We start from the raw sequence: 12,460 nt of genomic DNA on the forward strand, positions 1-12,460 counted from the left end.
AGGGGTGCCTGCTAAAGGAACTGGCAGTATGAAAAAAGTCCTGTTGTTGAGTATTGGACCGCTGTTGCTAGTGAGCCCGGATGCCTTGGCGGGTGTGAGCGGGCATATCCAGGCGCGGCTGGTGATCAGCGCCGCCTGCCAGATCAGTGGCGACCCCGGCAACGCCCTCGATCATGCCGGAAGCGGAGTGCTGGATTTCGGCAGCCAGGGCCCGAGCTGGAGCCGCCCATTGCGCTCGCACCTGGATGAAGAAGGCGAAGCCGGCAGCCTGCAGGTGCGCTGTAACCCCTCGGTGCGGGCGTTCACCGTGAGTATCAACGGCGGTGCCAATGGTGATGGCGCCAATCGCCGTTTGAGCAATGGTCGTGAGCTGATTCCCTATCAATTGTCGGCTGATCCTTCAGGCAACGCTCGCTATGGCATCGGCCAGCAACGCAATTTTTCGATCAACAGCGCGGCACAGATCCCCATTCCGATTTACGGCGCGGTGGTGGCTCATCCCCAGGCGCTGCCCGCCGGTATTTATCGCGACACCCTGATGGTGACCCTGGACTGGTAACACGCAAGGAGTGACTTATGCAGCCTTATCTTACTCGCTTCATCTTTGCAGGCCTGGGCCTGGCCTTATGCACGCAGGCTCAGGCGGTGAGTGTCACCGGGCAGATCAACGCCTCCCTGACCCTGACCGCCAGTTGCCAGGTCAATGGTTCCAGCGGCAGCAGCGGCCTGAACTTTGGTGCGTTGAATTTTGGCACCACGGAGGCGCTGTTTACCCAGGCGGCCGGTCAGGTGCTGGGCGGCGGAGGCGGTGCCATGAGCATTCTGTGCTCCAACGGCGTAGTGCCGGTGATCAAAGTCGGCGCCGGCGCCCATGACGCCCAGTCGGTGGGTGGCACGCGGGCCTTGGCCGACGGGGCGGGCAACTTTGTGCCCTACGACTTCTATACCGATTCAGGGCATACGCAACTGCTCGCGATTAACGGCACGATTACCCTGCCAACCAGTACCGGCGTGGCACAAACGGTCAACCTCTATGGCCTGGCCAAAGGCAAAGCCGGCTTGCCGGCGGGGGTCTACACCGACACGGTGAACGTCGAGTTGAGTTTCTGAGGCGTGCGCCGCCCTCTGTCTGTGCTGCTGGCGGGGCTGCTGTGCCTGGCACCGGCGCCCTTGCCGGCGGCGCTTACCAGCACGTTTCAAGTCAGCGCCCAAGTGGTGGCGGGGTGCCTGGTGGTTGGCGGTGTGAGCACCTACGGCAACCTTGATTTTGGCAATTATTCGGCATTGATCAGCGGCCCGGTGACCACCGCCTTGAGCGGCACGACGGTGACCTTGCAATGCACGCCGGGGGTGAATCTGAGCATGAGTATCAATGCCGGGCAGAACAGCAGCAGCGGCAGCCGCAATCTCAAACGCAGTAGCAGCTCACAGTTGGTGGCGTATCAATTGTTCAGCGATGCCGGGTTCAGTCAGAACCTGGGTATCGACCAGTCAGTGGCGCTGAGCTACAGCGACGCCAATACCATCAAGTTACCGGTGTACGCCCGCGCACAGTTGACCGGCACGTTACCGGCCGGCAGTTACACCGATGTGGTGCAAGTGCAGTTGACCTGGTGAGAAGGACTCGCCGGGTGTATTCGACCGTCAAGGAGAGGTTCCGATGAAGTCAGGTGCGGGCAATTCACCCCGGATCATCACGTGGCTCGGCTTTGCATTGGCCGCGCTCTGCGTAACACCGCTGCAGGCGGCCACTTCGGTGTTGATCTGGCCGATTGATCCGGTGCTTGAGGCCGATCAGAAAGCCGGGGCGTTGTGGTTGGAAAACCGTGGCACGTCCACCGCCAACTTGCAGGTGCGGGTTTTCGCCTGGCGCCAGGGCGACTATGACGACCAGTACCAGGCCCAGCGCGAGATCATTGGTAGCCCTCCAGTCGCGATGATCGCGCCGGGGCAGAAACAGTTGATCCGCCTGACCCGCACTGCGGCCTCGCCAGTGGGCCAGGAACAGGCCTACCGGATCATCATCGACGAGATCCCGCCAGCGCTGCCCGACACCCCCAGCAGTGGCTCCCCCCAGGCCGCGATCCGCTTTCAGATGCGCTACTCGGTGCCGTTGTTTGTTTATGGCCAGGGTCTGTGGGGTAAGCCAGACCCCAGCGGCCAGCGCGATCAGGGCAGTGTCGGCAAACCCGCGCTGAGCTGGCGCCCGGTGTCGGTACAAGGTCGCTCGTACGTGGAAATCCGTAATACCGGCCCGGTGCATGCACGCTTGACCGATGTCGTGTTGCAACAGGGCGCTAGCCAGCGGCCACTGGTTGAAGGCCTGCTCGGCTATGTACTGCCCGGCGCCAGCATGCGTTGGCCAGTGCCGCAGGCAATGGGCGCGGCCACGGTGATCAAGGGCCGAATCAATGGACAGGAGACGGCACAGACCCTCAGCCAAGGGCAATAAGCAGCCGTTGAAACGGCAGGATCAGGGGCCAGGGAGGACCCGGTAATGGTTGGATACGGTGCGTGAGTATTTGTTCGGGCGCGCTTGGCCCGCGGGCGTTGATGGCCTCTGCGCTGCTGCTCGGCGGTGGCCCGTTGTTCGCCGGCGAGTTACCACCGCCACCGCCGAGCCTGGAAGCGGTGGGCGAGGCGCAGTTGTACCTGGAGTTGGTGGTCAATCAGATGAGCAGCCCTGAACTGGTCGCGGTGCAGCAACGTGCCGGCCGCCTGTACATGGCCACAGCCGACCTGCAGGCAGCAGGCGTAAAGGTGCCGGGGCTGGCCGACGGAGAAGTGGCCCTGGACAGCATCAGCGGTTTGCACAGCGACTACGATAGCCAGGGCCAACGCTTGCTGCTGCAGGTACCTGCCGCCTGGTTGCCGACCCAGGCCATCGGTAATCGTCAGCTGTACCCGGCCTCTGAAGCACACAGCAGCCTGGGTGCGTTGCTGAACTATGACCTGTACCTGAACGACACCGACGACGGTGGTACGTACCTGGCGGCGTGGAACGAAGTGCGTCTGTTCGACCGCTGGGGCACCTTGTCGAGCACCGGCCAGTGGCGGCAAGCCTTGGGCGGCAATGACGCCGACGACAGCCAGAAAGGCTTTCGTCGCTACGACACCACCTGGCGGTACACCGATGAAACGCGGCTACTGACCCTGGAAGCAGGTGACGTGCTCAGCGGCGCCTTGCCCTGGACCAGCTCGGTGCGCATGGGCGGCGTGCAGGTGTCACGCGACTTTGCCGTACGCCCAGACCTGGTCACCTATCCGTTACCCGCGTTTGCTGGCGAAGCGGCAGTGCCTTCATCGCTGGACCTGTTCATCAATGGCTACAAGAGCTCCAGTGCCCAGTTGCAGCCGGGGCCTTACACCCTGACCAACATTCCTTTTATCAACGGCGCGGGCGAAGCGGTGGTGGTGACCACCGATGCCTTGGGGCGACAGGTATCCACTACCTTACCGTTCTATGTCACCAGCAGCTTGCTGCAAAAGGGCCTGAGCGACTTCTCGGTGGCGGTCGGCAGCCTGCGTCGCGACTACGCCTTGCGTGATTTTGCCTATGGACCGGGGGTGACCGCTGCCAGCCTGCGTTATGGCGTAAACGACCGTTTCACCCTGGAAAGCCACGCTGAAGCCGCCGAGTCTCTGGCGTTGGGTGGCCTGGGCGGCAACTGGCAGGCGGGCAACTGGGGTGTGGTCAATGCGGCGCTGAGTCAGAGCCGATTCGATAGCCGCAGCGGTCAGCAATGGAGCCTGGGCTATCAGTACAACAGCCCGCGGGTCGGCTTCAATTACCAACGCTTGCAGCGGCGCGGCGATTACGCCGACCTGTCGGTGGTCGACAGCCCTTACACACGCCTAAGCCAGCGCAGTGAGCAGGTCAGCCTGAGCCTGAATCTGGAGCGCTACGGCAGCCTGGGCGCGGGCTACTTCGACGTGCGCGCCGGTGACAACAGCCGTACCCGGTTGCTGAACCTGAGTTGGAGCAAACCCTTGTGGGGCAACAGCAGCCTGTACCTGTCGGCCAACCGTGAGATCGGCGACCGCCAATGGGCCGTGCAAGCGCAATGGGTGATCCCGTTCGACCTCAACGGCACCTTGAGCTTGAGCCTTGAGCGCAGTGACAGCGACGAGCAGATGCAGCGAGTCAACTACAGCCGGGCGGTGCCGGTCGACAGCGGGGTGGGCTATAACCTCGGGTATGCCCACGGTGACCGTGAGGCTTATCGTCAGGCCGACCTGACCTGGCGCTTGCAGGCCGTACAGTTGCAGGTCGGCGCGTATGGCAGCGAAGACGACACCACGCGTTGGGCCGATGCCAGCGGTTCGCTGGTGTGGATGGACGCCGGGGTGTTTGCCGCCAACCGCATCGATGATGCCTTTGTGGTGGTCAGCACCGATGGCTTTGCCGATGTGCCTGTACGCTACGAGAACCAGCTGGTAGGCCGTACCGACCGCAACGGCCATTTGCTGGTGCCGTGGAGCAGTGGTTACTACCGGGGTAAATATGAAATCGACCCGATGGAGCTACCCAGCACCGTGCAGGTGTCGCAGGTGGAACAGCGCGTAGCGGTACGTCGCGGCACGGGCTATTTGCTTGAGTTCCCGATGCAGCAGGTGGTCGCCGCGAGCCTTCATCTGGTCGATGCCGCGCAGCATGACTTACCACTGGGCAGTCAGGTGCAGCACGATCAGAGTGGTGCGCGCACGGTGGTGGGGTGGGATGGTCTGGTGTATCTGGAGGGGCTTTCGGAACACAACAGTTTGACGGTGCAACGCAGCGATGGCAGCCGCTGTCGGGTGCAATTCACGGTGCCGGGCGAACAGCCACAGGTGCCACTGATCGGGCCGCTGGTGTGTCAATGAAGTATCTGATGGGGTGTCTGGCACTGCTGGTCAGTGCCCAGGCACAGGCGTTGTGTTCAGTGGTGGCAACCAACCCGGCGAGTTTTAGCTCGTTGAATTCGACCCTGGTGCGCACGGCGATTCAATCCGCCTCAACCAACAATGCCGGCTTGAGTTGCACCGGTTCGTTGCTCAGCGTGCTGGCCAGTGACGATCATTTTTATGCCACCTTCACGCCTGTTGGCGGCACCACCGGGCTGGTTGGGCCGAAGGGCGATATCATCAATTACACCCTGTATGCCAACAACAGCATCAGCTTTCCCATCACCCGCAGCCAACGCTATGACTTCGCGCGTAATGGCATCATCGATGCGTTGGGTCTGCTCAACGGCACCACCCCCAAGAGCGTGCCGATTTACCTGAAAACCCTGATCGGCAGCAACGTGGCGGCGGGGCTCTATCAGGAGTCCTTCGTGGTGGAATGGGACATCAACTACTGCTACGGCATCGGCGTGGGCAGTGTGTGCCTGGGCCGACAGGTGTTCAAGCAAACCACCAATCTGACCGTCAGCTTGACGGTGACCAACGACTGTCAGATCACCACGCCGGCCATCAGTTTTGGCAGTGCGCCGGTGATCAGTGGCTTTGCCCCGGTCAACCAGAGCATCAGCCTGTCATGCACCAAAGGCAGCAACTATACCGTGGGCCTGGATGATGGCCAGAACGCTGCGGCGGGGCGGCGGCGGATGAAGTCTGGCAGCGCTAATTTTCTTGCTTACGATATTTTCAAAAGTGCCGGTACCCAGCGCTGGGGTTCACTCACCAGTGCACGCCGGGCAAGCAGCGACGCCGACATCAACCCGGGGGAGGGCTCCGGGACCGGCAGCCAGGTGTTCAACTACAACGCCAGAATCTACACCGACCAGAGCACACCGCCTGCTGGTACTTACCTGGACAACGTCATCCTCGACGTTCAATTCTGAACAGTGGAGGCGGGCTTGCGGGGTGGGAGCGGGCTTGCCCCGCGATTGCGGTATGTGAGCTATATAGCAATCGCGGGGCAAGCCCGTTCTCACACTGATCCGTACAAATCCCCCTGACCTGAATCTGTAACGCAGTACACCCAAACGCCAATATAACGGCCTCCGTGATGAGGTCTGAACCATGTATCAATATGACGAGTATGACCGTGCGCTGGTGTTTGAGCGCGTGGCGCAGTTCCGCGACCAAGTGCAGCGTTTCATGGCTGGCGAACTGAGTGAAGAAGAGTTCCTGCCACTGCGTCTGCAAAACGGCCTGTACATGCAAAAGCACGCCTACATGCTGCGCGTGGCGATTCCTTATGGCACCTTGGGTGCCCGCCAGATGCGCACCCTGGCGCACATTGCCCGCGACTATGACCGCGGCTACGGCCATTTCACCACCCGTCAGAACATCCAGTTCAACTGGATAGAGTTGGCCCAGGTGCCGGACATCCTCCAGCGCCTCGCTGAAGTCGAAATGCATGCCATCCAGACGTCCGGCAACTGCGTACGCAACATCACCACTGAAGCCTTTGCCGGCGTCGCCGCCGATGAACTGCTCGACCCTCGTCCGCTCGCCGAAATTCTCCGTCAGTGGTCGACCATCAACCCGGAATTCCTGTTCTTGCCACGCAAGTTCAAGATCGCTATCTGCTCGGCTCAGGAAGACCGGGCGGCGATCATGATGCATGACATCGGCCTGTACCTGTACCGCGACGGGCAGGGTCGGATGTGCCTGCGGGTCATGGTGGGTGGCGGCCTGGGGCGCACGCCGATTCTCAGCCAACAGATTCGCGAGGGCCTGCCCTGGCAGCACCTGTTGTCTTACGTCGAAGCGATCTTGCGGGTGTACAACCGCCATGGCCGACGCGACAACAAGTACAAGGCACGGATCAAGATCCTGGTTAAAGCACTGGGCATCGAGGCCTTCTCCCAGGAAGTGGAGCAGGAGTGGCAACACATCAAAGACGGCCCGGCGCAGCTCACCGAAGAGGAGTTTCAGCGTGTGGCTGCCGCCTTCGAACCGCCGGCCTACGCCAGTGTGGACAATAGCGATCTGGAGTTCGAAACCCACCTGGCCCAGGACCATGGGTTCGCCCGCTGGGTGTCGTGCTGTGTCAAAGCCCATAAAGTCCCTGGCTATGCCAGCGTGGTGCTGTCGACCAAACCCGGTGTGACCTCGCCGCCTGGCGACCTGACGGCGGCGCAGATGGAGGCGGTCGCCGACTGGTCGGAACAGTTCGGTTTCGGTGAGATCCGTATCGCTCACGAGCAGAACCTGATACTCCCTGACGTGCGCAAGCAAGACCTGCACGCCCTGTGGCGGCTAGCCTGCGAACGCGACCTGGGTACCGCCAACATCGGCATGCTGACCGACATCATTGCTTGCCCCGGCGGCGATTTCTGCGCCTTGGCCAATGCCAAGTCGATCCCCATTGCGCAGTCGATTCAGCGCTGCTTCGAAGACCTGGATTACCTGCACGATCTGGGTGAGCTGAGCCTGAACATTTCCGGTTGTATCAATGCTTGCGGTCATCACCACATCGGCAACATCGGCATCCTCGGCGTCGATAAGAACGGCAGCGAGTGGTACCAGATCACGTTGGGTGGCGCTCAAGGCAAGGACAGCGCCCTGGGCAAGGTGATCGGCCCTTCGTTCAGCGCCGAGGAGATTCCGCGGGTCATCGAGCAGATCATTGCCACTTATTGCGCTTACCGTGAGCTGGACGAGCCGTTTATCGATACGGTCCGCCGGGTCGGGCTTGATCCGTTCAAAGAGCGGGTGTACGCCAAGCGTTCCGAGGAGTTGATATGCGTAATGTGATTGCCTTGCGCAACGGTGAGCCGCAGCTGCTGGCCGACGACGACTGGCAACTGGTCCGCGACAGCGCTTCGCAGATCCCTGAGGGCGCATTGATATTGCCACTCCAGGCCTGGCTGGCGCGCCAGGCGTTGTACCCCGAGCGTCGTGACGCATTGTGGCTGGGGCCGGATGATGAAGTCGAACCGCTGCGGCCTTGGTTGGCGCAGTTGTCGCTGATTGCCGTGGACTTTCCCAGCTTCCGTGACGGTCGCGGTTACAGCCAGGCCTATCTGCTGCGCACGCGCCTGGGCTGGAGCGGCGAGTTGCGTGCCATTGGTGATGTATTGCGTGATCAATTGAGCCATATGCGCCAGTGCGGTTTCGACAGCTTTGCCATCCGCGAAGACAAGAGCGCCGAGGATGCGCTCAAAGGCCTGGCCGGGATGAGCGTGTTGTACGGGCGCTCGGTGATCGAGCCACGGCCGTTGTTCCGTCGCCGTTGACAAGGAGTGCCGGCGTCCTCAGGTAGGAGCGGGCTTGCCCCGCGATTGCGATCAGGCTGACACACCGCAATCGCGGGGCAAGCCCGCTCCCACTTCGTTGAAAAATCCTACCGAGCAGAGCGAACGCTTCCGATTGGTAAGCCCAGGTTGTGGGAATACTCTTGCGCCGTCTTAACCAAACGGCTGTCGCCGATGTTCAGTACATCCCACCCTTCGTTGCGTATCGTGCGCTGACAGCGCCGATCATCATCCCCGGTTCGCAGACTTTCTGACACCTCCATTGCCCTGCACTGCAGGGCAATGCTGGCGTCTGCGCGCCTGAATGGTGGGAAGACTGCTTAAACGCAGATGGAGTCTTTCTATGGCTGTAAAACGCACTTCAAAACACCTGGCCGCCGGCGCTCTGATGGTGGCGCTGCTTGCGTCACTCGGCGGTTGCGCCAGCGTCGCCGCGCCCACCGAACAGGTGGAGCTGACCCGCAATGCGGTCAGTCGCGCGGTCACTGCCGACGCCACGCAATTTGCCCCGGTGGAAATGAAAGACGCTCAAGACAAGCTCTACGCGGTAGAGCGAGCCTTGGGCGAGCAAGACTTTGCCCAGGCCCGGCTGCTGGCCGAACAGGCTGAATCCGACGCCAACCTGGCTGAGCGCAAGGCGCGGGCGCTGAGGGCTCAGCAACAGCTCAATGAAGCCCGCCAGGGCATCGAGGTGCTCCGGCAGGAAATGCTGCAAGCCCCCGACGCCATTGCTCCGCTCAGCCACTAAGGATTGCCCGCATGCCCATCAAAAAACTTCTCGTTGCCACTTCCATGTCCGGCCTGCTGCTCAGCGGCTGTGGCACCACCCCTGAACATGCCGGTTTGCTCGAAGCCCGCGAGCAATTCAGCGCACTGCAAAGCAAGCCTGAATCCAGCCGCCTGGCAAGCCTGGAAACCAAAGCTGCCTTCGCCGCCCTGAGCCAGGCCGACCAGGCTTCGCTCAAGGACCGCAAGGCCCCTCAGGTCGAGCAATTGGCCTATCTGGCCAAACAGAAGATCGCCCTTGCCGAACAAACCATCGACCTGCGTGTGGCCGAAGCGGGTCTGCAAGGCATTGAGGCACAGCGCACTCAGGCGCGCCTGGATGTGCGTACCGCGCAACTCAAGGCACTGCAGCAGCTCAAGGCCACCCAGACAGAACGCGGAGCGGTGGTGACTTTCGGTGATGTGCTGTTCGATACCGGCCGCGCCGAGCTCAAGGCCAGCAGCCTGCGCAATCTGGACCAGTTGACGGAATACTTGCTCGCCCATCCTGAACGTAAGGTGCGTGTCGAAGGCTTCACTGACTCAACGGGCGGCGAGCTGTTCAATCAGCAGTTGTCAGAACGCCGTGCGGCGTCTGTCGCTAACGCTTTGCGCCGTAATGGCATTGCGCCTGAGCGGGTCAAGGTAGCGGGCTATGGCAAAGAGTACCCGGTGGCTTCCAACGCCGATGCTCAGTCGCGGCAGCTCAATCGTCGTGTGGAAGTAATCATTTCTCACGGTAGTGATGCAGTCAGCGATCGTCGCTGAAGGCAGAGCGGGCCCAGCCTTGCGCTGGGCCTTTTAACGTCAGCCTTCAGAAGACGTGGCTTAACACCCAGTACAAGCTGCCGGCCAGCACAATCGCCGCAGGCAAGGTCAGCACCCAGGCCATCAGCAGGTTGAAGATGGTACGCATCTGCAAGCCTGACCCGTTGGCCACCATGGTCCCGGCCACCCCTGACGACAGCACATGGGTGGTCGACACCGGCAAGCCATACATGTCCGCAGCACCGATGGTGCACATGGCCACCAGTTCTGCCGAGGCGCCCTGAGCGTAGGTCAAATGGGTTTTGCCAATCTTTTCACCAACCGTCACTACAATACGCCGCCAACCCACCATGGTGCCCAGGCCCAAGGCGATGGCCACGGAGATCTTCACCCACAGCGGTATGTAGCGGGTGGCATCATCGAGTTGGTGCTTGAACAGCTTGAGGTTGGCCTCGGTATCGACATCGAAGGTGACCAGTTTGTGCTTGTCGATCAGGCGAATGGTTTCGCTGGTCAGGTACATGTCATTGCGCACGTTGGCCATGGCTTCGGCGGGCACTCGGTTCAGTGAACCATAGGCTTTGACTTCGCTACCAATCGAGCCGGTCAGAGCGGCGAGGGCGGGAACCAGCTCAGGGCTGGCGGCCGGTTGGCGAATGAATTCCGTCAACGTCTTGCGCGGGTCGGCCTGCAGGGTCGGCAGTTCACCGCGCTGCAAGGCGTGTTGGGTAACCTCTGCCACGGCTGCGAACTGCAGGGTCTGTTCCGCAGGCATGGTGCGGTTCAAGGCGTAAGCCATTGGCAGAGTGCCAACCAGAATCAGCATGATCAGGCCCATGCCTTTCTGGCCATCGTTGGAACCGTGGGCAAACGACACCCCAGTGCAGGTCAGAATCAGTACACCGCGAATCCACCAAGGTGGCGGGGTGTTACCGACCGGCGCCTGATACAGGTCGCGGCGCTTGACCAGATGGCGCAGGGCAATCAGCAGCAGGGCCGCACAGGCAAAGCCGACCAGCGGTGACAACAGCAGCGAATAGCCCACCTTGCTGGCTTGTGCCCAGTCCACACCGCTGGTGCCATCGCGGCCGTGCATCAGGGCGTTGGCCACGCCGACGCCGATGATCGAACCAATCAGGGTGTGTGAAGACGAGGCGGGCAGGCCAAGCCACCAGGTGCCCAGGTTCCAGATGATCGCCGACAACAGCAGGGCGAAGACCATGGCAAAGCCGGCCGAAGAGCCGACCTTGAGAATCAGTTCAACCGGTAATAGCGCGATAATGCCAAAGGCCACGGCGCCGCTGGACAGCAACACGCCGAGAAAATTGAAAAAGCCTGACCACACCACCGCCACCGAGGCGGGCAGGGAGTGAGTGTAGATCACCGTCGCCACGGCGTTGGCGGTGTCGTGGAAACCGTTGACGAACTCAAAGCCCAGCGCGATGACCAGTGCGACGCCGAGTAACAGGAAGGGAGTCCAGGTGGTGACGACCGTGCCGCTGGCATCGATGTCGTGCGCCAGGCTCCAGGCGGTGAAGAGCAGGCCTGCCAGTAACAGACCGAAGAACAGGATCAACGTGCTGCGAGCGGGCTTGTGATGCAGCTGCGGCCTTGGGTCGGAAGAGGCCAGCGACGAGCCGCTGGCTAACGTCGGGGTACGCATGATGGCTCCGGGTTGGTTACCTGGCGGCAAGCATAGAAAAATCTCCTGCCCTGAAGCTGATCCCGATCAATGAAAGGACTAGGCTGAAACAAAAAATGCAGAGGTGCCGATGATCGGCTGCAAACGCGTTTACGATCCTCCCGAGGCGGCAGATGGCCAGCGTGTGTTGGTTGATCGCCTGTGGCCGCGTAACCTGCGCAAAGCGCAGTTACAGGCACTTTGGATGCAAGAAGCCGCGCCCACTACGGCATTGCGTCAGGCGTTTCATAAGGGTGAAGTGGGTTTCGCCGGCTTTACCCAGCGCTACCGTGAACAATTGGCGGCGCACCCTGAGCATTGGTGGCCGCTGTTGGGTATGGCCGGGAAGGGCGACTTGACCCTGCTGTATGCAGGCAAGGACAGGCTGCACAATAATGCCGTGGTACTGGCCCAGTGGCTGGAAGACGAACTGGACAGGCAAGGCCCGCCGAGCTCACCAGTGTGTTATGCCAACGAGGTCGTTCCCACCTGAATGGAACCCGTCACCTTGCAACTGATCCCCGCCACCGACCAGCACTGCACTTTCGCCCGCAACCTGACCCGTCGGGCCATGCTCCGTTATTACCATGAGTTCGACCTGCTGTGGATCGAAGAGGCCTTCGACCAGGCTTGGGGCTGGCGCGAGCAGTGGTTGATCGTCGAGGGGGATACGCCGCTGGGCTTTTGTAGCCTCAGCCAAGACCGCCAGGCTTTGTACATCCGTGAGTTGCACTTGATCGAGGCGGCACGGGGGCGGGGGATCGGCACTCAGGTGCTCGAACAAATGGCCGTCTGGGCCGCCGAGCGGCGTTTGCCGTTGTTGCGTTTGACGGTGTTCAAAAGCAACCCGGCGCAGGGCTTGTACCGGCGCCGGGGTTTCGCCGCTGTCGGTGAGGACGAGTGTTTTGTGCGTATGCAACGGGTTATACGCCCGGGACACCTGTAGGAGCGGGCTTGCCCCGCGATTACGGTTTATCTGTCAAATTGCATCGCGGGGCAAGCCCGCTCCCACCGTGCTGGTACGTACCACGGGTTATGCGCCCGGGACAGCTGTAGG

General features: G+C 61.5%; 13 protein-coding genes. 12 read left to right on the forward strand and 1 reads right to left on the reverse strand.

Features of this window, described 5'->3' with window-relative positions; all coding sequences use genetic code 11:
• Positions 1 to 28: 28 nt before the first annotated feature.
• From E1573_RS17195 to E1573_RS17240, 10 genes are all read left to right on the forward strand, one after another.
• Entirely contained in the window at positions 29 to 559 is a 531-nt protein-coding gene (locus tag E1573_RS17195; RefSeq protein ID WP_133215773.1) for a spore coat U domain-containing protein, read from the forward strand.
• A gap of 17 nt (positions 560 to 576) precedes the next feature.
• Positions 577 to 1,110, forward strand: a complete 534-nt coding sequence (locus tag E1573_RS17200) for a spore coat U domain-containing protein (protein ID WP_133215774.1) — start codon at positions 577 to 579, stop codon at positions 1,108 to 1,110.
• A gap of 3 nt (positions 1,111 to 1,113) precedes the next feature.
• On the forward strand, positions 1,114 to 1,617 hold the full coding sequence (locus E1573_RS17205) for a spore coat U domain-containing protein (protein ID WP_133215775.1): 504 nt from the start codon (positions 1,114 to 1,116) through the stop codon (positions 1,615 to 1,617).
• Positions 1,618 to 1,660: 43 nt separating this feature from the next.
• Positions 1,661 to 2,452, forward strand: a complete 792-nt coding sequence (locus tag E1573_RS17210) for a molecular chaperone (RefSeq protein ID WP_133215776.1) — start codon at positions 1,661 to 1,663, stop codon at positions 2,450 to 2,452.
• Between the two features lie 101 nt (positions 2,453 to 2,553).
• Positions 2,554 to 4,863 carry a fimbria/pilus outer membrane usher protein gene (locus tag E1573_RS17215; RefSeq protein ID WP_133215856.1) on the forward strand — a complete coding sequence of 770 codons (2,310 nt, stop codon included), beginning with the start codon at positions 2,554 to 2,556 and terminating at the stop codon, positions 4,861 to 4,863.
• The gene (locus E1573_RS17220) at positions 4,860 to 5,825 is read left to right on the forward strand and encodes a spore coat U domain-containing protein (protein ID WP_133215777.1); all 966 of its coding nucleotides are present in this window, start codon (positions 4,860 to 4,862) and stop codon (positions 5,823 to 5,825) included. The genes E1573_RS17215 and E1573_RS17220 overlap by 4 nt, the downstream gene beginning before the upstream one ends.
• A 181-nt stretch (positions 5,826 to 6,006) precedes the next feature.
• Positions 6,007 to 7,689 (forward strand): nitrite/sulfite reductase, encoded by a 1,683-nt coding sequence (locus E1573_RS17225; protein ID WP_133215778.1) that lies wholly within the window; start codon positions 6,007 to 6,009, stop codon positions 7,687 to 7,689.
• A complete protein-coding gene (locus E1573_RS17230) occupies positions 7,677 to 8,171 on the forward strand; it encodes a DUF934 domain-containing protein (RefSeq protein ID WP_133215779.1) in 495 nt (164 codons plus the stop codon). The genes E1573_RS17225 and E1573_RS17230 overlap by 13 nt, the downstream gene beginning before the upstream one ends.
• A 361-nt stretch (positions 8,172 to 8,532) precedes the next feature.
• Positions 8,533 to 8,937 carry a DUF4398 domain-containing protein gene (locus E1573_RS17235; protein WP_133215780.1) on the forward strand — a complete coding sequence of 135 codons (405 nt, stop codon included), beginning with the start codon at positions 8,533 to 8,535 and terminating at the stop codon, positions 8,935 to 8,937.
• Between the two features lie 11 nt (positions 8,938 to 8,948).
• Positions 8,949 to 9,722, forward strand: coding sequence for an OmpA family protein (locus E1573_RS17240; protein ID WP_133215781.1), 774 nt, complete (start codon positions 8,949 to 8,951; stop codon positions 9,720 to 9,722).
• Positions 9,723 to 9,768: 46 nt separating this feature from the next.
• Here E1573_RS17240 and E1573_RS17245 read toward each other — a convergent pair whose 3' ends face one another.
• Entirely contained in the window at positions 9,769 to 11,385 is a 1,617-nt protein-coding gene (locus tag E1573_RS17245) for an inorganic phosphate transporter (RefSeq protein WP_133215782.1), read from the reverse strand.
• 109 nt (positions 11,386 to 11,494) lie between these two features.
• Here E1573_RS17245 and E1573_RS17250 point away from each other — a divergent pair, with 109 nt between their 5' ends.
• The gene (locus E1573_RS17250) at positions 11,495 to 11,896 is read left to right on the forward strand and encodes a DUF488 domain-containing protein (RefSeq protein ID WP_133215783.1); all 402 of its coding nucleotides are present in this window, start codon (positions 11,495 to 11,497) and stop codon (positions 11,894 to 11,896) included.
• Complete coding sequence (locus E1573_RS17255) at positions 11,897 to 12,349, forward strand: N-acetyltransferase (RefSeq protein ID WP_133215784.1); 453 nt, start codon at positions 11,897 to 11,899, stop codon at positions 12,347 to 12,349.
• The last annotated feature ends 111 nt before the right edge of the window (positions 12,350 to 12,460 follow it).

Origin of the sequence: Pseudomonas sp. H9, from assembly GCF_004353925.1 — a bacterium.
Lineage (GTDB): Bacteria > Pseudomonadota > Gammaproteobacteria > Pseudomonadales > Pseudomonadaceae > Aquipseudomonas.

Excerpts from the sequence above, each read along its gene's own strand:
- E1573_RS17195 (WP_133215773.1), top strand. The coding sequence starts at position 29 with ATGAAAAAAGTCCTGTTGTTGAGTATTGGACCGCTGTTGCTAGTGAGC.
- E1573_RS17200 (WP_133215774.1), top strand. The coding sequence starts at position 577 with ATGCAGCCTTATCTTACTCGCTTCATCTTTGCAGGCCTGGGCCTGGCC.
- E1573_RS17210 (WP_133215776.1), top strand. The coding sequence starts at position 1,661 with ATGAAGTCAGGTGCGGGCAATTCACCCCGGATCATCACGTGGCTCGGC.
- E1573_RS17215 (WP_133215856.1), top strand. The coding sequence starts at position 2,554 with ATGGCCTCTGCGCTGCTGCTCGGCGGTGGCCCGTTGTTCGCCGGCGAG.
- E1573_RS17220 (WP_133215777.1), top strand. The coding sequence starts at position 4,860 with ATGAAGTATCTGATGGGGTGTCTGGCACTGCTGGTCAGTGCCCAGGCA.
- E1573_RS17225 (WP_133215778.1), top strand. The coding sequence starts at position 6,007 with ATGTATCAATATGACGAGTATGACCGTGCGCTGGTGTTTGAGCGCGTG.
- E1573_RS17230 (WP_133215779.1), top strand. The coding sequence starts at position 7,677 with ATGCGTAATGTGATTGCCTTGCGCAACGGTGAGCCGCAGCTGCTGGCC.
- E1573_RS17235 (WP_133215780.1), top strand. The coding sequence starts at position 8,533 with ATGGCTGTAAAACGCACTTCAAAACACCTGGCCGCCGGCGCTCTGATG.
- E1573_RS17240 (WP_133215781.1), top strand. The coding sequence starts at position 8,949 with ATGCCCATCAAAAAACTTCTCGTTGCCACTTCCATGTCCGGCCTGCTG.
- E1573_RS17245 (WP_133215782.1), bottom strand. The coding sequence starts at position 11,385 with ATGCGTACCCCGACGTTAGCCAGCGGCTCGTCGCTGGCCTCTTCCGAC.
- E1573_RS17250 (WP_133215783.1), top strand. The coding sequence starts at position 11,495 with ATGATCGGCTGCAAACGCGTTTACGATCCTCCCGAGGCGGCAGATGGC.
- E1573_RS17255 (WP_133215784.1), top strand. The coding sequence starts at position 11,897 with ATGGAACCCGTCACCTTGCAACTGATCCCCGCCACCGACCAGCACTGC.